Consider the following 20,064-nt stretch of genomic DNA (forward strand, 5'->3'; position numbering starts at 1 on the left):
GATTAAAATCTTTTTTTTATTGTGTTCTTTTTTATCGTTTTGTCAAATCTTTTTTTATTATTTTATTAATCGATAATTTTTATATTTAAATACCTTTTTTTAAATTAGACTTTTTTTACTAATAAACTTTATATAAGATTAGTAAGATATATTATAATTGGCTAGACTGGAGGGTTAGGAGTCCTCTGTAAGCACAAATCTCCTTTGGTGCGGTCGAAATAAAGGAGGCGGCATTTGGATTCAATCAGGGCCTGCGGAGCTAATATAGAAGCCCCGTCCTGCAGGATCAATGGTGTCAAGGATATTACTGGAGGGTAATATTTAATTGGCTTTATTGTGGGAACGTGTCAGGCCTGGAAAGGAGCAGCTCTACCGCTTACAGCTGATGCTTGTAGAACAGCGGGGTGGAGTTAGTTTTTCAGATCACCTTGGTTGATGAAAGGTGTCCACTCCTTTATGTGCCATTTGATGATTATTAACTTATTTTCTAACTTTCAATAATTTTTAAAAATTCATTAATGAGTTTTTTTCAATTATTTTTAAGAATGAATGAAATTGTTCTAAAAAGAAAAAGTTTATATAATAAGTAAATATAAAGTAATAATAGTTGTATTATATACAATAAGTTTTTTAACTTTTTTTCATTTGTAAGTCGGGATGGCCCAGCCTGGTACGGCGTCGGACTGCTAATCCGATGATCATTAGATCGCCGGGGTTCAAATCCCCGTCCCGGCGCTTTTTACAATTTTTCTAATTTTTATCAGTTTTATCTATTTTTAATTGGTTTTTTTTTTAATTATTTTTATCAGTTTTATCTATTTCTTATTGGGTTTTTTTTAATTATTTTTATCAGTTTTATCTATTGAGAAAAGAAAAGTTTTAATTAGTTTTAATTCAAAAGCGAAATAATTATTTTTAAAAAAAGAAAAGTTTTAGTTAGTTTTAATTCCAAAGAGCAAATTAATTTTAAAAAAAGAAAAGTTTTAATTAATTATTATTCTAAAGAAAATAATTAATCAAAACTAAAAAAGATTTTTTTTTTTTTTACATGAAATCTACTTAAAAGCTTATGGAACTGTACTCTCCATAGTGTGTATAGCTTTTTGTATTCCAATTTTTTATTTTCCCCAAGCTGTTTCTATAGCTTGTAGTGTCAGCAACTACCCATTTGTTCTTGATATACAACTGTGCCCATACATGTCCAGATACGTAACCTCTGGTGAATTTGCAGTTTCCTCCGTTTACATATCTTGCAGGGATTCCAGCTGCCCTTGACAATGCAATCAGCAAATGGCTTTGATCAACACAGTTTCCTTTCCTGGACTTAAGGGTTTTTAAGGCACCTCTTAGGGTATTTGAATACTTTTTGTATGTTATGTGGTCACGAACCCAAGTGAATATCTTTTTTGCTTTTTGATAATCTGTTTTAAGAGATTTAGTCAAGGATTTTGCAAATGCTTTAATCTGTTTATTGTTCACTTGACAGTTTTTAGAGCTGACCAAGTATTTTTTCAATGCTTTTGCAATGCTATTTGCAGTTGTTTTTTTAGTGCTGTTTGTAGTTTTCTTTGCTGTTGTTTTAGTGCTGCTTGTAGTGGTTTTCTTAGCACTGCTTGTAGTTGCATTCTTCTTGCTTGAGCTTGTTTTTGATTTGCTTGAAACCAATTTTATAGTCTTTGGAGAAATCTTCAAACTGATAGTGGATTTTCCATTCATATCAACTTTGGCTTTACTGATATTGAATTTGACATTTGCTTCAGCAGATCTGCTTGCTTCAAGTTTATATTTGCTTGGGTCCAATTTGTCTAAAATGCTGTTTAGTACATTATAGACATAATCAATCGACTTTTCAAGCAAGCTGCGATTATTGGCTGCATTTCCATTTGTTCCTGCAGTTTTTTTGCTTGTTGTTGTGCTGGTTTTAACAGTCTTTGTAGTGTTTGTTTTCTTAGTACTGCTTGCTTTTGCTGTAGTTTTTGTTGCATTTGCTTTTTTAGTGCTGCTTGCTTTTGCTGTAGTTTTTGTAGCATTTGCTTTTTTAGTGCTGCTTGCATTTGTTTTCTTCACTAAAGTTGCCTTAGCGCTATTTACCTTACTATTGATCTTATCCAAATCCAAATCATCAAGCTTTATGGAAGCCGGTAAATTATTGGTCTTATTGTAGTTGTCTAAACATTTGCTGAACATTAAGATCAATTGGTTGTATGGAATATTGCCTTTTGAAGAGGAAGCCCAATTAGGAGCTCTTTTATTCTGTTCAATAAATTTTCTGGTTTTTCCAGCAATCTTCACATACTCTGTCTTATTTATGGTTCCTTTCACACACTTGCTTTTAGTGTTTGTATAAGGCTTAACCAATTTGTTCTTAATCTCAATCTTTGATTTGGACTCATTCTCAACTGATTTTGAAATTAGATACAGATACTCAGTATGTGAATAGTTCCTATTGCTGATTTTAACCTTTGGAAGTTTTCCGTTTTTCTCCACAGACTTCATAAAGCTTGTAGATGTCTTTGCCAATGTTTTCTTGTTTACTGTTGTTGTTTTAGTACTTGTTACCTTTGTCGCATTAGTTTTAACTTTAGAGCTATCAGTTGTTTTGCTAGTTGATTTAACTAGCTTAACATCGCTTGTATTATTGACAACAACTGATGAAACACTGCTGATGATAAATATAAGCACTACCAATAAAGCTAAAATTATCATTTTATTTTTAATAGTAACCCCTCATTTTTCTTGATTTTTTCCTCCATTTATTTCATTCACTACCTTTAAAACAATTTTCATTTTAATTGGAATATTTTAATCAAGCAATAATATTAATTTTACTTATAATATTGTCTCAATTTGAAAAATACTAATTAAAATGTAATTTTTCTTATTTTAAAGATGGGTAACTTCTTATTTTATTTTAATAATTTAAATATCTTTTCTAATTGTGATTTTGTGTAAAATCACAGTTTATTTTTAATAACAAAGCTTATATATAACTGATACTTTGATTTGAATATTATAATCATATTGCAAAATCTAAAATCTAAATGTTCACATTAGTAAAATTTATTATATTTGTATAAACAAATTTTAAAAATAGCAAATAAAAATTAAAAAGGAATAAAGCATGTTTAAAGAAAAGAATATAATTATAAAAAACCCCTTAAAGGCAGATATCAGATTTGGATTGGTTTATCCAAATGTATACAAGACTGCCATGAGCTCATTGGGATATCAGATAATTTATAATTATATCAACGAAAGAGATGACTGCTATGCAGAGAGAATAATCTACCCTTCAATATGCAGTCTTGAAACCAATAGTCCTCTTGCTGACTTTGACATTATCTCTTTTTCCTTACAGTATGAACAGGACTATTTCCATGTTTTAGAGCTTTTAAGAGAAGCAAATATTCCTTTAAGAAGAGAAGACAGAACAATAAATGGCCCTCTTATAATTGCTGGAGGTCCATGTGCAAGCTCTAATCCTTTGCCTTTATCTGATTTTATAGACATTTTTGTTGTTGGAGAAGCGGAATCCAATCTTTACGACTTTCTTGACATCTATTCTAAAGAAAATCTCTCAAAGGGAAAGGGTAAAAATAATGAAAGCATAAAAAGGGATCTCTCTCCATTTTTAGATGTGGAAGGATTATACATATCTGAATTCAACAACAATACAAAAATTGCCCTTTTGGATGAAATGGCTGAGGCTTATCATTTGACCTATCCAATAGTTACAGAAACTGACGATAAGGACTTGATGCCTGCATTTTCCAATTCCATTTTCCTCAATGTTTCAAGGGCATGTACAAGGGGATGCAGATTCTGCATGTCAAGCTATATGTATAGGCCTCTTAGGCAAACAGACTTGAATCATCTTCTATCAATTGCTGAAGAGTCTAGAGCAAACACAGGATTGAATAAGATAACATTGATTGGTGCAGCAGTTTCCGATTACTCCCATATCGATGAATTGACAAAATCATTAAGGGAAAGGGGATTTTTAGTCTCAACTCCTTCAATGAGAATTGAGTCAATAACAAGGGAAACCTTGGTTTCACTAAAGTCAAGCGGTTTGAAGACATTGACAATAGCTCCAGAATCCATTTATTCATTGCGTCGAAGAATCAATAAGGACATTAGTGATGAGGATGTCTATAGGGTGATAAGTGATGCTGTTGATTTAGGTTTTAATATTAAATTGTACTTTTTAATCGGTTTGCCCTATGAGACAGAAGAAGATATTTGTGAACTTGCTGATATGATGAAGCAGATTGATTCCATGAAGTATAATATTGATTCAAATTTTGTATCTTCAAATAAATTAAGCGACAAATCAAGGAAATTGATATCAAATTCACGATCAAAAAATGAAGTTGATGAGAATGGGAAAAAATCCAATTTTTCAACAAAAGGAAGTGGAAAAAAATCAAAGTCTCATAAAAAGCCTAAGGTTTCTATCAGCTTTAGTGTCAATCCGGTTATTCCAAAGCCTCACACTCCACTTCAATGGGAATCATATGACATGAAGGCAATCAAGTCAAAGATCAAATATCTTAAAAAGAACCTAAAGGGTTTGGACATTAAGTTTGATAGCGCTAAGATGGGGCTTATACAATTTGTATTGTCCTGTGGAGATAAGGATATTGGAAATCTGATAGAAAGGTCCTTAAATCAAAAGATAAGCATTAAGGAATGGGCTGAAAATGCTCCAAGCTATGAGTTGGGAGATGCTTTGCCATGGAATCCTATTGATATAAGCGTAAGCAAGGAGTTTTTAGTTTCAGAGTATGAAAAGATAAGAAGCAGTGAACAGACTCCTTGGTGTGAGGATGGGCTATGCTATAATTGTGGTGCTTGCAATTAGTTTTTACAAATCTCCATTTTTCAAAATTTTATAAAAAATATTTAAATATTAAATTTAATATATTAATTGTAGTTATAAGAATTATTTTAAGAATATTTAAGAATATTTTAAGAATATTTTAAAGAAATTTTTTAAAGAAATTTTTAAGAATATTTTAAAGAATTTTTAAAAGCTTTATCTTTTATAAAAAATTTTATTTTTTAAATTTCTTTTTAAATTATTATTTTCAAAAATATGATTATTTCTTATTTATTATTTTATTTTAGGTGTTATCATGTTAAATTCTGCTAAAAGAGTTGAAACTATAGAATTGTCTCTAATTAGAAAAATGTTTGAAGTCACAAATCCAGATGCAATTAATCTCGGAATTGGAGAACCTGATTTTGATGTTCCGGAAAACATCAAGACTGCTATGAAAGAAGCTATTGATGACGGATATACTAAATACACTTCAAATAAGGGTTTGATTGAACTTAGAGAAGCAATTGTAGACAAATTGGCAAAGGACAACAACATTAAAACCGATGCTGAAAACATCATAGTGACTTCAGGTGCAAGTGAAGCATTATACGACTGTGCTCAAGCATTATTTGAAAAGGGAGACAATGTATTGGTTCCAAATCCTGGATTTCTATCCTATTCCGCTTGCATTCAATTAGCAGAAGCAAATGTTGTGGAAGTAAGCACTCCTATGGAAAATGAGTTTAAGATGAAAGTGGAAGATGTACAGGAGAAGATTGACAAGAACACCAAAGGATTGATCATCAACTCTCCTTCCAATCCAACTGGTGCAGTAATGGATAAGGAAGACATTAAGGGAATAGCAGATTTGGCAACAGACCATGATTTCTATATAATTTCAGATGAAATCTATGAAAAGATCATTTATGGAACTAAAAACCACTCTCCTGCAGAGTACTCTGCCAATGTAATTACAATCAACGGTTTCTCAAAATCCTATGCAATGACTGGCCTTAGGGTAGGTTATATGGTTGCAAATGAAAACATTACCGAGAACTTATTGAAGGTTCACCAATACTGTACTGCAAATGCAAGTTCAGTTTCTCAAGTTGGAGCTATTGAAGCTCTCACTGGACCACAAGACTCTGTTGAAATGATGGTAAGCGAGTTTTCAAAAAGACGTGATTTAATCGTTTCCAGCTTAAATGACATGGGATATGAAACAGTGGACTGTAAAGGTGCATTCTATGTGTTCCCTAAAGTTGAAAGACCTATGGAATTTGTTAAGGCAGCTGCTGAAGCAGGTGTGATTTCAGTTCCTGGTTCTCCATTTGGTAGCATTGGAGAAGACCATGTAAGGATGTCCTATGCAAATTCATATGAAAACATTGAAAAAGCAATGGATATATTGAAGGATTTGGATTACTGAATATTTCAATTAGCTTTTTCAATATTCTTGAAAGTTTGATTATTATTTTAATATTATTCTCAATGAATGGAAAGTAAATAGAAAGATTTTTAATTCTTAACTTACTTAATATTGTATATGGAAAATCATATGGGAATTTATTTATATGAAAAATAATATAGGTATATTAAGTAATAACTATTTTGGTATTTGTAATATTTAAGATCAGATAAAAACCATTTTTTTAAAATATTTGTGGGTAATATGAAAATTAAAGATCGTGAAAAGTATGGAAAGCGTGCATTTTATGTTGCTGTTATTGGTAATTTATTCTTGACTATCTTTAACATTACAGTTGGTGTAATATCAGGTAGTTTTGCACTTGTATCTGAAGGTGCACATACAGTATCAGATTTAATTACTTCAATAATAGCCTATGCTGGTTTTAAGATAGCTAATAAGCCTGCAGATGCTGACCACCCATATGGTCATGGAAGAGCTGAAGCAATTGCCGGTTTAGTTATTGTGATCTTTTTGGTCGTTGTTGCCTATCAGATTTTGGTAGGTGCATTCCTTAGATTGTTCGTTAAAAAAAGCCTTGCTGTTCCTGATTCTATAGCTGTTGTAATGGCGATATTAGGCATATTCATAAACTTAGCAATGAGCCAACGCATTATTAATCGTGGTCATAGTGCAAACAGTCCCGCTATTGTTGCTGATGGTAAGCATCAGAGGGTTGATATTTTCTCATCATTAGCTATTTTATTAGGTCTTTTAGTGTGTGAATATGGTTATCCACAATTGGATTCAATCATTGGGCTATTCATTGCTTTATTGATTGGAAAAACCGCTTTTAATATTGCACGTGAAAATATAAATGCAATTATGGGAAAGGTTCCATCTCAAGAGTTGGTTGATGATATTGAAAGGGCTGCCAATTCTGTAGAGGGAGTTTATGGAACTCATAATATTAGGGTGAATTATTTAGGATCCTATGCAACTGTAACATTGCATATTGACCTTCCTGGTGATATGACTGTAGAGAAATCCCATGAAATCTCTCATAAGGTTCAAGATAAAATCGTTGAAGAGGTTGAGGTTATTCGTGGAGTAACTGTCCATGCATGTCCTCTTGGAGTGGAATATGATCACAATCAGGATATTGACATAATTGAATAAATGGACATAAATGATTATTTCTCTTTTTTCACTTTTTTTATAAATTTTAATTTACTTCTTATTTTTTTAAATTATCATCTCAATTTTCATTATAAATTTTAATTTATTTTCCTTGATTTTTTTATAAAAATTTTCTTAATTTCTCCATAAAATCCTTAACTAATTTAAGATTTATCATTATTTTTCTAAAAGTGGTTTAATCTTGCTTATTTTTTATATAAACTTTAATTAATGGAGCATAAATGATATAAATCTTTAATATTATTAGTTTTTTTTTATTATTAGGCTTATTATTATTAATTTAATATATAACTTTATATAATTAAGATTAATTTATTTATTTAGTTAAATCATTGTTCTTTTATAAGTTAAATAAGAATTTTTATTTATATTTTAATTATTCAATTATTATCCTATTAAATTTTAATAAAATAATTAATTATAAGTGGTTATTTAACTTAATTCGAATTATTTGCCTTTTTTAATAATTATTTATTTTTATTGCTTATTTTCTTTTTTAACTAAATCATTATTCTATATTATTAAATATTTTAATAATTAAGTTTTATTTTATAAAATTAATAATTTTTTGACCTATATATTAAAATTAAACCATTCATCACTCTTATTTTTTAAAATTTTTATGGGAAAGATTTATATGTTATTAATCATTTAATTATACATAACATTAAAAAAATATTATCTAAAAATTGTTGAATTATCTTTATTTTAAATATTTCGATGAATAAATTTTTATAAAATATAAATAGTTTTTATTTTGATTTTATAAAGATTTTTTTGAAATATTTTAAAATTTTAATTATTCAGATAATTTTAAAATTTTTTTAATTTTTATTAAAGAATTCATATTTTTTATTGCATTAGCCTTAGTAAAAAATTTGATTTTTCAATAAAAATCTAAAGATATTTGACTAAGAGTTATTTTTTTAAAAACTTTTAATTCGTATTTTTTTAGTGTATTGAGGTGAAAAAATTTCGTTAGAGAGAAGAACATTGCTTTTGGCAATATTCTGCTTATTCTTTTTAGTAATAGGTGGAGTTTCTGCTAGCGATATCTCAGATATGTCGAATAATCCAGATAACAATAATCTTGTTAGTGATTCTTATGACTTATCTAATGGAGATGTTTCCAGTTTAAATAATGGAGATCTTCTTGGCTCTTACAGTGATTTGGATAATGGTGATGGTTCATTAGCATCCAGTTCAGAATCTTCTAAACTTGCAGCTACCAATGCCACTGGCACTAAGACTGCAACAAAAACTGATACTGCAAAGGCTGCTACAACTAATAGCAATGCAAAGGCTGCTTCCAGTACCACTGCTTCCAAAACTGCTGCAAGCACTAAAAATGCTACAAGCATTAGTGTTGCCAATAAGACTGTCTATTCTGGAACTCATTTGATTCTTACATTAAAAGATAAGAATGGCAAATTATTAAAGGGTAAGAAAGTTCTATTTGATATAAATGGAATTAGTAAATACACCGGCTCAACCAATTCATACGGTCAAGTAAAATTGGTTTTAAATCTCGTAGGATCTCGTAAGGCTATATTTAGCTTTGCAGGTGACAGCAATTATGAGGCTTGTAAAGTAGAGACAACAATTAAGATCATAAAGTCAAATACTAAATTAAAGGTCTTGAATCGTACTGTTCAGAGAACTACCTACTTAACTGCTACATTAACAAATGGCCAATCAGGAAGAGCATTAGTTAACCAAAAGGTTATTTTCACAGTTCCTAAATGGCATAATAAAAAGTATACCGTTAAGACAGATGCAAATGGTCAGGCAAAACTTAAGATCAATACCTGGCAAAAGGTTAATATAGTTATTAGCTATGCCGGAAATGGAAACTTAAATAAGACTAATGCATCATTAAAGATTAATCCTATACCATGTGACACTAAATTTGCAAACTATGTCACTTTCCAATATGGGAAAAAGTTTGTTGTAGCTTTAAGGTCACTTACAACTAATGAAGCAATTGCTGGCAGAAAGATTATCGTCAACCTTGTTCAATTGAACAAGACTTATAGGCTGACAACCAATAAGAATGGTAAAGTAAGCATTCCTATAAGTTATTTCGGTGATTTCAAAGCTAGAATGAGATTTGTCGGTGACGATATATTCAACCCATCCTATAAGCAACAGATTTGTCATGTAGTGAAAGGAGCTACTTCCATCACTGCACCTAAGGAAGTTGCAATAGGATATCAGTTTACTATTACCTTAAAGAACTCAGCAGGAGCTGTTTTAGCTAATAAGAACTTAGCTATAAAAATCAATAATAAGCTTTACAATAGAACCACTGACTCTAAAGGGCAAGTGACTTTTAAAATTAACTTGAAAAAGGCCACTTATCCATTGGTAGTAAGTTTTGCTGGAAATAAATATTACAATTCATCAAAAATCAGTCAAAGCTTCAAGGTAGTTGACCCTTATCTTACCTTATCTCAGATCATTTCTGCAGCTAAGGAATTAAAGACTCGTGTAGAGTACATCAATCTCTTGAACAAGTCTTACAGTGTCACTGTCATTAATAAGAAGTTTACCATGGATGAATTTGCATATCTTATGGCTGGCGCTATATCACATATTAATGCTGGTTCAAAAGCAAGTGTTACAATCAAGGATTTATCAAATAATTATAAATCTACTGGTTCAAAAATAAATGGTAAGTTGTCTAAAGCGGAATATCTTAAGATAGCTACTTATCTAACTAAATTTGTAGGAACAAACAAACGTATACCTAACTATAAAACTGTTAGCTTAGGTAAAATGGAAGCGGACCTTTATATTTATGCTTTCACTTGTGTATTGGATTCCTACAATAAAAATAAAAAATTGCCTGCATCTATTAGTGTCAAAACTAATAATGTCAGGGGAGGATATTCATATTCTCTAAGTCAAGGTGGAAAGATCTTAAACTGCAGAGAGATTTTTGATTCAACCACTTTTGCAAAATATTTAAAAACATCTGGAAAGGCTGCAGTAAATGATGCAATTAAAAATAAGGCTAAAGCACTTACTAAAGGTTTAACAAATCCTTTAGCTAAAGCAATTGCTATCTTTAGATATGTTAGGGACAGCATTCAATACAGTTTCTATTCAAACTCATTGAAAGGAGCAACAGGCACTTTCAGCAGTAAATCTGGTAATTGCTGTGATAAGGCTAATTTAATTGTAGCTATGTGCAGATCTGTAGGTGTTTATGCAAGATATTCTCATGCTCAAGGATGTAAGTTCCAAAGTGGATTATACACTGGGCATGTATGGGCACAAGTTTATGATACAAATACACAAACTTGGTACACAGCTGATGCAACAAGCTATAGAAATGAAGTAGGTAATATTAAGAATTGGAATACTGGATCACACTATCGTGATACAAACTATGTACAAATTCCATTCTAATATATGAAATATTTAATTATTTGAATTATATAGAATAATCTTTTTTAAGATTTATTCTATAAAATTTTATTTTTTAGTTTTTAGTTATTATTTTAACTATTTAAATTCTTTTTTTAGTATTTTTATCTATTATTTTTAGTTTTTAGTTATTTTTAAGATTTTTAATTTTTTTTAGTATTTTTATCTATTTTTTGTTTATTTTTCTTCAGAATTTTGATTTTTATTATTTTTAGTATTTTTATCATTTTTTGATTTTAGTTTCATTTTATTCAATTTTTAACGGTTTTAGTCCAAATTTTCCTACTTGTTTTCATTAAGTTTATATAATTTTAAATTTAAAATTAATTATATAATTTTTAAAAATATTTGAAGGATTGTTATGAAAAAATATAAACGAGTTGCTGTAGGGGGAACATTTGACAAATTTCATTATGGTCATAGAAGCCTAATTGCTAAGGCTTTTGAAATTGGGGAAAGCGTTGAAATAGGAGTTACTTCCAATGTTTTTGCAGAAAAAAAGGAAGGGGATGTTGACTCTTGTGATGTTCGTATGGCTAATTTAAATCAGTTTTTAGCTACAGAGCATAATAATTTTCATATTTCTCGTTTAGATGATCCTTATGGTCCAACCATTTATGATGAAAGTTTTGATGCAATTGTTGTAAGTGAGGAAACTGAACCTAATGCTGTTAAGATTAATGGGATTAGAGTCAGCAAAGGCATGAAGCCATTAGACATTGTTGTAGTGAGTTTTGTATTGGCAGATGATGGAATACCTATTTCTTCCACACGTATACGCCAAGGGAAAATCAATCAGAAGGGAGAGTTAATTTAGACTTTTAGGTTGATATTTATTTTATCTATTTTTCTTAATTTCGATTTAATCTATTTTTAATGCTTTTTTATGAATATTTAGCTGATTTACCACTTTTCTTATTGGATTTTGATTATTATTTCGATTTAATCTACTTTTCTTATAGTCTATTTTATATAAAATTTTAACTAATTTTTCATTATGATTTTTTTAATTTAAAACAAAATATTTTGATTTAAATATTTTTAATTATTTTTATTCAATATTATTCTAAAATTCAGAATAATCAACTAAATTTTTAGGCATACCTTAAGATTAAATCGTTATGTTTATATATTCATATCTATAAAGATATTATTAATTCTATAAAAATAGTTGGTATATTTTATTTAAGTATTAATTTTTTATGCTTAAGTATGAATATTTTTTAGCAATTTAAGTATTTTTTAAAAATTATTCAGTATACTTTATATTATATGAAAATAAGACTATTAAATGTGGGATTGTTATGATTTTTATTCAAAGAGATGGTAGTGAATCAAGAAAATTATCGTATGATAATAATGTTTGTTTAGCATGTGGAATATGTGCTGGTTCCTGTCCAACCAGCTCCTTAGCTTTAGGGGATGTTTTGGGGATTGCAAGAGGCCAAGCAGAAGGAAATTATATAACACTTGATGATAATACTTGTGTTTTATGTGGTTTATGTGCTTCAGCTTGTTCATTTGGTGCTTTAGACTTTGAAATAGAAGGTGAAAGTTCTAAAGACATTGCTAATTATCCAACTTGGACTCATGAATCTGCAATTGATGATGAAGCTTGTGAATTCTGTGGAAGATGTACTGTAGCATGTCCTCAAGATGCAATCTTATTCAAAAGGGAATTACCTAATAGAAATGACTTATTGGTTGGTGAAATTTCCATCAATGATGAGAACTGTATCTACTGTAGCATTTGTGCAGAATTATGTCCTGCAGATGCAATTACTGTTGTAAACACAGCTGATGCATGTTCCATTGAAGTTGATGAGGATAAGTGTGTATACTGTGGAGTCTGTAAAAGAGCATGTCCTCAAGAAGCAATTAAGACTGTATGCAGTACCTGTATGTACAGTGAAGAGATTGAAAAGGTTAAAATTACCGGTGACATCTTCATAGGATCAGATTGTATCAATTGTGGATGGTGTAAGGAAATCTGTCCAGTTGATGCAGCAGAAGTTACAAAACCATTTGAAGGAGAAATTTCCACTACTGATGAAGACTGTGTAGGATGCGGATCTTGTGTAGACCTTTGTGCATGTAATGCAATTGTCCTTGAAGACAATGCTGCAAAATTCAATCAGGAATACTGTGTATTATGTGGTGCATGCACTAAAGTATGTCCTCAAGAAAGAATTGTTGTTAATAGAAATGCAATGAAATTAACCAACATTTCATCTTCTTCTTGGAAAGCAGCTTTAGAAAAACTGCTTGATTAGAAAATTAAATAATTTAATTTTCTAAATTTTTTTATTTCTTCCTTTAATTATATTTATGTGATTATCTTCAATTAACCAATAGTTTACGGGGGTTTTCTATTTGTTAATTGATCATTAATCCTTTTTTTAGTTTTTTTTTTTAGATGTTAATTGGTTCTTAATCCTTTTTTATTTAGTTTTTATAGATAATTATTATTTTTCTATTTATTTAATCTATTATTTATTCGAATTTTGCCAGGATTTAAGGAATCATTGCTTATTTTAGCTTATTAAATAAACACAAGCGTCCTTTATTCAATGTTTGATTATATAAGTCATTAATCTCTGTATTGATTTTATAGACATAGCTTCCGCATATAATGGTTATGACTAATATTGAACCTATCAACAATATCACTTCAACGCTTGTTTGACCTCTTTCATCATTTTTCAAACAGTTTAACATATTTTGATTACCTTTTTCATAAAGACATTTTCCTTTCAATCAATCAGATTAATAAAGACTGGTCATATTGTTTCTTATGGAATTGATGTCTTCAGTTGCATTCAATCCGCTTGCAGTATTGCTGAAGTAGGATCTGTAAATCAAAAGCCCTGCTAAGGCTATTACAATAACTCCTCCAAACAATAGGATATATTCTGCAGCTCCTTGACCTGAACTGTCCTTTGAAATCTCTTTCATTGATTTTACACATCTTTTCTTAAGTTGACAATTTATCAAACCCTTTGATTTGAATCTCATTTTCTTATTTTTCAAATTTTCAAAAATCATAATTTCACCTTATGTATTTTTGATATTATTTTCGCCAACTTATTATTTATATTTTGCCTTTTTTTCATTATTAAAGGATTATCTAATCTTAATTTTTCAAATAAATTATAATTTGATTGAATTATTATAATTTAAGATTATTTTCAAATTTTTTACTCTTTTTGAATATTTTCATTTGATTTTATTTTTTGACCTTTTTCAAATATTATGATATTTCCAATTATTGCATTGCAAATTTAATATCCAAATCTTTTCATGATTTTATCCGGTTGATTTTTTATATAATTTGCCTATTTTTTTAAAATTTTAATTTTTGATGCTTTTATTTATTTTCAATAAAATTTCATCTTATTTTTTAAGATTTCATACATTGTTTATTAATTTTTTGATTTTTAACTAATTTTTAATCATTATTTTTATAAATAAAAACAAAATTATATAAATGATTAAGATTATAAATAAATATTAATTATGGATAATTTTTTAAAAATATGCTTAAAAAAACTATATTTTAAATTTTCATTATAAAATGAATGAAATTTTAGAATTTAAAAAAGAATTTTAAAAAAATTAAAATATTAAGAATTTTTAGGAATTTTATAATGTTTACAGATTCATAATTATCAATTAAGTATTTTCATAAAAGGTGGGTATCCGTGGCAGAATCGTTAGATGTATTTACTGGTATTTTATTAACAGTCATTGGTTTAGTTCTTGTTTATGGAAGTATTGTTTATCGTTTGATTGACTTGGTTTTAATCTTAGGGGTTTTAATCACAATATTCGGTTTATACAAATTGCTTCCAGCTTTCATATATAGGATTTTAGATTTACAATCTCCTAAAAAAGGATCAAATACTAAGAAGAGGTTAAATGAATCAAAAAATGACACTCTTTCTATGGTTAAGGAAGGTGCAAAAGAGGTTGAAAATTTAGTAAACACTAAATTGGACAACACATCTAATCCAAAAGCAAAATTAACAACTCATGATTCATATTATGAGGACAGCAGTTTAGATGAGCCAACAGCCACTCTTGATGATTTCCTAAGTGCCACTAAACCTAAAGAACCTGCACCAAAATTCGAAACTCCAATCGATGAAAGCAAGCAGGTCCTTAGAACAAAGCCAGTAAAAGAAGAAAAGCCTAAATTCAAACTCCCATCCATTAGAAAATCAAATAAGCCTAAGAAAAGAAGCTATGGCTATTTGAAAGATGACCAAAAGGAATCAAGCCCAGATACCTTTTACTTTACACCTAATTATGAAAAGCCTATGAAAGTTACTCGCAGACCTAGAAAGAGATCTGTGGAAAGAATTGATTTGAGAGAGACTCCTAAAAGGTCTCAAGAGATTTCAAAAGCTTTGGCAAGTGTTGGAGAAGCTGAAACAATTTATGATAATGAAGTTACAGATGATAGCTACAGCTTGATTCCTAAAACCATTGATGAGGAAATCATTTTGCCTATCAATGAGATAGATATTGATGAGATTGTTGAAGAGCCGATTTATGACTTGTCCCAATCTGAAAACACTCTCTACAATAATGTGATTTATGATGACTCTGGTGCAGATGATGTTATCACTCCAATTTATGCAGATGAGGCATATAAGGAAGAGCATGGCATTGGAGATGTTATTTATCCTGAATATGAGGATGAAACTGCAGCAGTTGAGGACAGATTAGATTATATAACTCCTGAAGCAGAGATTGATGTAGAGGAATTGCCAAGACCAACATCAATTGCATCTACAAACCCTATTGCTTCCAAAAGGGATATCAATTCCTATTTGACTAGGCCACACAGAAAGTCTGAAGTGCTTAGTGCACCTAAGCCAAGACCAAAACCTAATGAAGGAGCAGTTCTTCAAAGGGAAGTTCCTAAACCAACTCCTGTAACTGCTGAGCCTGAAGTGGCAGTTGTTGAAGAGGATATTCCAAGCCCTAGTCCAATAGCTCAAACTCCAGAGCCTGAAGATGATGTTCCATCCATCTCTGAACTTTTAGATGGTGATGACGAAACCATTCATATTGACCCTAATGATCCAGAATCATTGCCTATTCCAAGATTATTGAATAGTTATGTCATATGCGATAAGGGAATATTGACTTCACAAGAGGCATTTGAAGAGGTTGCAAGTCACTCTAAAGAGGAAATTCTATTGGAGGCACCTTCAGTTAAGGATATGGGAGACAGGTTCTTGTCAAGCCTTTCCAAAATCAAGTCAAGAGTCATAATCGAAGAGGTTGATTTAGATGACCTATCATATGTTCTTTTATTAAGCTCTCTCATTAAGAAGGGAGTTGAAATCAAGACATTGCCTTCAGTAAATTCATTTAACTTGATAGGAGACACTTCTCATGCATTGATTATATCCAACAGTGTTGATGAAAATGATTTTGAATATGGTGCTGTTTATGATGATGTTGAGTCTGTAGAAAACATCAAGGAATTATTTGAATCCTCATGGGCTATGGCAAAGGATTTGGATATCAATGCGATTATTGGTGATGAATAATTGGAATTATGCTTATATTACATTTATATTAAATTTTTGATGTCTTTCTGATAAGGAAAGATATTTTTTTTATTTTTTAAAAGAAATGTGAATTATTGAAAATTAAAAATTTCTTAAAAAAGTGAATTATTGAAATGAAATATTTTCTAAAATTAAGTGCATTAGTGAAATGAAAGATTTTCTAAAATTAAGTGCATTAGTGAAATGAAAGATTTTCTAAAATAAACTGAATTATTGAAATGAAAAATTTCTTAAAAGACAAAGGTGAAATTATGGAAATTAGATATTTAGGCCATTCAGCATTTGAATTAATTAGTGATGAAGGAGTAAAGATATTGGTTGATCCATTCATTAGCAATAATCCTTCCTGTCCCCTTCCAGTTGAAGAATTGGAAGCAAACATTATCTGCATTACCCATGGTCATTCAGACCACTTTGGGGATGCAATGGAAATAGCTAACAATACTAATGCAACTCTTGTTGCAAACCATGAGATTTCATTGTTTTTAGGAGAGCAAGGATTGGATTGCGTTAGCATGAACACTGGCGGTTCAGTATCAATTCAAGGAATCAAAATCACTATGCTTGATGCAAAGCACTCTTCTTCCATTGATTTTACTGATGAAGTTCGCCCAGGAGGAAACCCTGGAAGCTTCCTGTTCACTTTCCCAGATGGAACTAAAGTCTTCCATGCAGGAGACACTGGATTGTTCTCTGATATGGAAAATGTTATTGGAAGAATCTACAAGCCGGATATTGCTATGGTGCCTATTGGAGACAAGTTTACCATTGGACCATTTGAAGGTGCACTTGCTGCTATGTGGTTAAATCCAAAGGCAGTTATTCCAATGCATTACAACACTTTCCCAGTAATAGAACAGGATCCTGCTGTATTTTCCAATTTCGTAAACCAACTCAATCCTAAGATTGATGTTGTTATCATGAATCCATTGGAATATTACAAGCCAGATTTTGAAAAAGAGGAATAATTTTATTCAATTAAATTAAAAAAGAATTTTTCTTTTTTATTTTTTATTTTTATTATTTTTTAGATTTTTATAAATTATTTAGCTATTTTTTTAAAGATTTTTTTTAGATTTTTATAACTTATTTAGCTATTTTTTTAAAGATTTTTTTTAGATTTTTATAACTTATTTAGATATTCTTTTATTATAAAAAAGATTAGATTCTATTAATTAAACTATTTTTATTTTTTTTATTTTTAAAAAGAGTTTCATTATTTTAAATTTTTATTAAACAGTAAATTTTATTTATTTTTCTAAAAAGAGTATTTTAATTATTTTATTTTTAAAAATGTTTTATTATTGTTAATTGTTATTAAAACAATAAATTTTATTATTTTTCTAAAAAGAGCCATTTATTTTAAAAGAGTTTAATTGAAATTAAAAAAAAGAAAATAGAAAATGGATTTAAACAAAATCACATTTTCCACTTGGCAATACTCTTACAACATCATCTAAAGTCAATAAGCCATCCTCATTGATTCTAGACAATATCTCTTTAGCTATCTTTTCCTTTTTGGTAAAGCCAGGTTTTATTGTAACAAATTTATTGGTAAATTTTTTCATAGCATCTGTAGGTCCAGCCATAATTCTTTTCTCTCCATCATAGTCAACAAGACCTATGGATATTTCAAGCTTACAACCTCTAATATAATTTCTACATCCACGAACGATAAATGCCCCTTTTTTCACATACTCTCCTGAAGAAGGGGTTTTTGAAACTTGGTCTGGCTCCACCCAAAAGACGTCTTGAGATGTGAAGTTTTTCCTCCAAGCACTTGAAAAGGAAGCGGCGAACTCACCTAATTCTTTAAGCAAATTATCATTTAATGCATCTGATGATACTTTAGCTACAACTGAAGGAGCACCATGTATATCTGCATGTAAATAAATATTATTTTGGTCTAAATATTTCTTCACAACAGCTTCATTGGAACCTGCATCCTTTCCGCCAACAACCAGTATTCCATCACTTGAGACAAACCATCTCAATTTTTCATACCATTTGAGATTCTTTTGGACCCTTTTCTGTGGAACCATAACATTTTGCATGGCCTTATCCTTTTTGGCTTCAATGTCTGCAAGTTGCCTTTTAGTGTTTTCAATAGCTATTAAAGCACCTTTGATTTTTCGCTTAGCCTTTTTAGCCTTTTCATAATAGACTTCAGCATTGTCTGGTATTGACTTTTTGCTGTCCATCTGTATGCTTATGTCATCAATTTTCAATGTGATGTTTCCAAGAGGATCCATGGATTCGAATATTTGGGCGTCTTCCATTCCAGACTTTTTAGCATCCTTTAAGGTTTGGCCTATTTCCTTCCATCCATAGTCCTTTTCCCTTGCGTCTTTTATTACATTAAGGATATTGTCAACTTGAACATAGTTTGTAAAGAGAAACTCTCCCTTCTTTTGTGAGTCTTCAATTGTCTTTTCAAAGTTGTGAAGGGTTTCTTCCTGATTTTCAAGCCTTTTGGAGAATTTTCCAACTTTCTTATTCCATGCAGCTTCCTGAATGTTTGTTATTTCATTTTTGACCTTTGAGGAGTAGAACTCATCACATGCTTCATTGAAGCTATCGAATTTCTCTTCTTCAAAACCTTCGTATTGCTTGATTCTTATTGGAATGACATCTTCCTTGGCTTTGTAGCTTTTATCAGGATTTTCAGATTTGAGCCTTTCGATTTCCTTTTTGTTGTTTACAATCATAGGAGTGAACTCTCTTTTTTCCAAAGGTTCAAAGACAGCTTTCAATGCATCGAAAACAGTTTTTATCTCTTCTGCAGTTAATTGGGAACATGGAGTCTTCTTGCTTATTTCAGCATTTAGCAGGACCTCTTCAGCATATACGCTTCCAAGCCCATTTCTAGCAAGGGTTCTAACGACTTCATGGTCCTCTCCACCTGAAATCACTTCCTTGAATTCATCTATTGTAATTGTGAATGGGTTCATTCCATTTGCCTTAGGGAAAACATATTCCTTTTTAGAGCTTATGTCCCTTTGGTTCCAATGCCTTCTTTTCAATGGCAGGATGATTTCATTTGCTTCATTCAATAGAATTATGTTTCCTGCTGAAAAGAGTTCAACAATAAGGGTGTAATATTCTTCCTTCTTCATTTTAATTTCTAAAACCCTGTCAAAGTTATGCTGTGTAACGCTAACTACATTAGCTCCTTTCACCCTTTTTCTTAGAAGCATTGGAAAGCTAGGTGGGTTTTGAGGATTTGTCAATGGGTATTGGCTTATGTGGATTCTTGTTCCTGCTTGGATTACAAGGTCCAATCTTCCAGTACCTGCCTTATGGAATCTCATAACAACTGTATCTTTGGTAGGCTGGAATGATTTGTCCACTCTTGCACCGACTAGCAAATCATTTAATTCTTGACATATTGTGTATATGTCTATATTAGACATTGATTTCATATTTCTCACTTTGATTTTAATTAAAAATTAAGATTATCTGTTTTTTCTAAATTGCTTATTTGAACTATTAAATTTTAGTTTAATTTTTTCTAAATAATTAATTTAAACTAATTATTTTATAAATTTTATGCAATATTTTATATATTATATCAACTTATATAATTATAGTTATAGTTATAATTATAGTTTTTA

General features: G+C 30.1%; 12 protein-coding genes, 1 tRNA gene and 1 other RNA gene. 10 read left to right on the plus strand and 4 right to left on the minus strand.

All coding sequences use genetic code 11. The features are described from left to right. Positions 1-154: 154 nt before the first annotated feature. Together ffs and QZV12_RS06860 are read left to right on the plus strand one after the other, a co-directional pair. Positions 155-468: signal recognition particle sRNA (ffs, locus tag QZV12_RS06855), an RNA gene on the plus strand. 183 nt (positions 469-651) lie between these two features. After that, a tRNA-Ser gene (locus tag QZV12_RS06860) sits at positions 652-735 on the plus strand. Positions 736-1,059: 324 nt separating this feature from the next. Here QZV12_RS06860 and QZV12_RS06865 read toward each other — a convergent pair. Further along, complete coding sequence (locus tag QZV12_RS06865; RefSeq protein WP_295619320.1) at positions 1,060-2,682, minus strand: transglutaminase domain-containing protein; 1,623 nt, start codon at positions 2,680-2,682, stop codon at positions 1,060-1,062. Positions 2,683-3,121: 439 nt separating this feature from the next. On the opposite strand from QZV12_RS06865, the gene QZV12_RS06870 reads away from it, so the two are divergent. From QZV12_RS06870 to fwdF, 6 genes are all read left to right on the plus strand, one after another. Continuing rightward, positions 3,122-4,864, plus strand: coding sequence for a radical SAM protein (locus QZV12_RS06870; protein ID WP_295619261.1), 1,743 nt, complete (start codon positions 3,122-3,124; stop codon positions 4,862-4,864). Positions 4,865-5,138: 274 nt separating this feature from the next. After that, on the plus strand, positions 5,139-6,254 hold the full coding sequence (locus tag QZV12_RS06875; protein ID WP_295619264.1) for a pyridoxal phosphate-dependent aminotransferase: 1,116 nt from the start codon (positions 5,139-5,141) through the stop codon (positions 6,252-6,254). Between the two features lie 243 nt (positions 6,255-6,497). Beyond that, positions 6,498-7,412, plus strand: coding sequence for a cation diffusion facilitator family transporter (locus tag QZV12_RS06880; protein ID WP_295619266.1), 915 nt, complete (start codon positions 6,498-6,500; stop codon positions 7,410-7,412). A gap of 1,020 nt (positions 7,413-8,432) precedes the next feature. Then, a complete protein-coding gene (locus tag QZV12_RS06885; protein ID WP_295619269.1) occupies positions 8,433-10,847 on the plus strand; it encodes a transglutaminase family protein in 2,415 nt (804 codons plus the stop codon). A 379-nt stretch (positions 10,848-11,226) separates the two neighbouring features. Continuing rightward, positions 11,227-11,682, plus strand: coding sequence for a phosphopantetheine adenylyltransferase (locus QZV12_RS06890; RefSeq protein ID WP_394350727.1), 456 nt, complete (start codon positions 11,227-11,229; stop codon positions 11,680-11,682). A gap of 487 nt (positions 11,683-12,169) precedes the next feature. After that, entirely contained in the window at positions 12,170-13,138 is a 969-nt protein-coding gene (gene fwdF / locus QZV12_RS06895) for a tungsten-dependent formylmethanofuran dehydrogenase subunit FwdF (protein ID WP_295619272.1), read from the plus strand. A 256-nt stretch (positions 13,139-13,394) separates the two neighbouring features. Here fwdF and QZV12_RS06900 read toward each other — a convergent pair whose 3' ends face one another. Both QZV12_RS06900 and QZV12_RS06905 read right to left on the minus strand, forming a co-directional pair. Further along, positions 13,395-13,583 (minus strand): Flp family type IVb pilin, encoded by a 189-nt coding sequence (locus tag QZV12_RS06900; RefSeq protein ID WP_295619275.1) that lies wholly within the window; start codon positions 13,581-13,583, stop codon positions 13,395-13,397. Positions 13,584-13,631: 48 nt separating this feature from the next. Then, positions 13,632-13,820, minus strand: coding sequence for a class III signal peptide-containing protein (locus QZV12_RS06905; protein ID WP_295619325.1), 189 nt, complete (start codon positions 13,818-13,820; stop codon positions 13,632-13,634). Positions 13,821-14,566: 746 nt separating this feature from the next. On the opposite strand from QZV12_RS06905, the gene QZV12_RS06910 reads away from it, so the two are divergent. Together QZV12_RS06910 and QZV12_RS06915 are read left to right on the plus strand one after the other, a co-directional pair. Further along, positions 14,567-16,429, plus strand: coding sequence for a hypothetical protein (locus QZV12_RS06910; protein WP_295619278.1), 1,863 nt, complete (start codon positions 14,567-14,569; stop codon positions 16,427-16,429). Positions 16,430-16,701: 272 nt separating this feature from the next. Beyond that, complete coding sequence (locus tag QZV12_RS06915) at positions 16,702-17,418, plus strand: metal-dependent hydrolase (RefSeq protein ID WP_295619280.1); 717 nt, start codon at positions 16,702-16,704, stop codon at positions 17,416-17,418. Between the two features lie 441 nt (positions 17,419-17,859). On the opposite strand, the gene rqcH is transcribed toward QZV12_RS06915, so the two are convergent. Next, the gene (gene rqcH, locus QZV12_RS06920) at positions 17,860-19,872 is read right to left on the minus strand and encodes a ribosome rescue protein RqcH (protein WP_295619283.1); all 2,013 of its coding nucleotides are present in this window, start codon (positions 19,870-19,872) and stop codon (positions 17,860-17,862) included. Positions 19,873-20,064: the final 192 nt, after the last annotated feature.

Source organism: uncultured Methanobrevibacter sp. (genome assembly GCF_902769175.1).
Classification (GTDB): Archaea; Methanobacteriota; Methanobacteria; order Methanobacteriales; family Methanobacteriaceae; genus Methanobrevibacter.

Excerpts from the sequence above, each read along its gene's own strand:
- QZV12_RS06870 (WP_295619261.1), top strand. The coding sequence starts at position 3,122 with ATGTTTAAAGAAAAGAATATAATTATAAAAAACCCCTTAAAGGCAGAT.
- QZV12_RS06875 (WP_295619264.1), top strand. The coding sequence starts at position 5,139 with ATGTTAAATTCTGCTAAAAGAGTTGAAACTATAGAATTGTCTCTAATT.
- QZV12_RS06880 (WP_295619266.1), top strand. The coding sequence starts at position 6,498 with ATGAAAATTAAAGATCGTGAAAAGTATGGAAAGCGTGCATTTTATGTT.
- QZV12_RS06890 (WP_394350727.1), top strand. The coding sequence starts at position 11,227 with ATGAAAAAATATAAACGAGTTGCTGTAGGGGGAACATTTGACAAATTT.
- fwdF (WP_295619272.1), top strand. The coding sequence starts at position 12,170 with ATGATTTTTATTCAAAGAGATGGTAGTGAATCAAGAAAATTATCGTAT.
- QZV12_RS06900 (WP_295619275.1), bottom strand. The coding sequence starts at position 13,583 with ATGTTAAACTGTTTGAAAAATGATGAAAGAGGTCAAACAAGCGTTGAA.
- QZV12_RS06905 (WP_295619325.1), bottom strand. The coding sequence starts at position 13,820 with ATGAAAGAGATTTCAAAGGACAGTTCAGGTCAAGGAGCTGCAGAATAT.
- QZV12_RS06915 (WP_295619280.1), top strand. The coding sequence starts at position 16,702 with ATGGAAATTAGATATTTAGGCCATTCAGCATTTGAATTAATTAGTGAT.
- rqcH (WP_295619283.1), bottom strand. The coding sequence starts at position 19,872 with ATGAAATCAATGTCTAATATAGACATATACACAATATGTCAAGAATTA.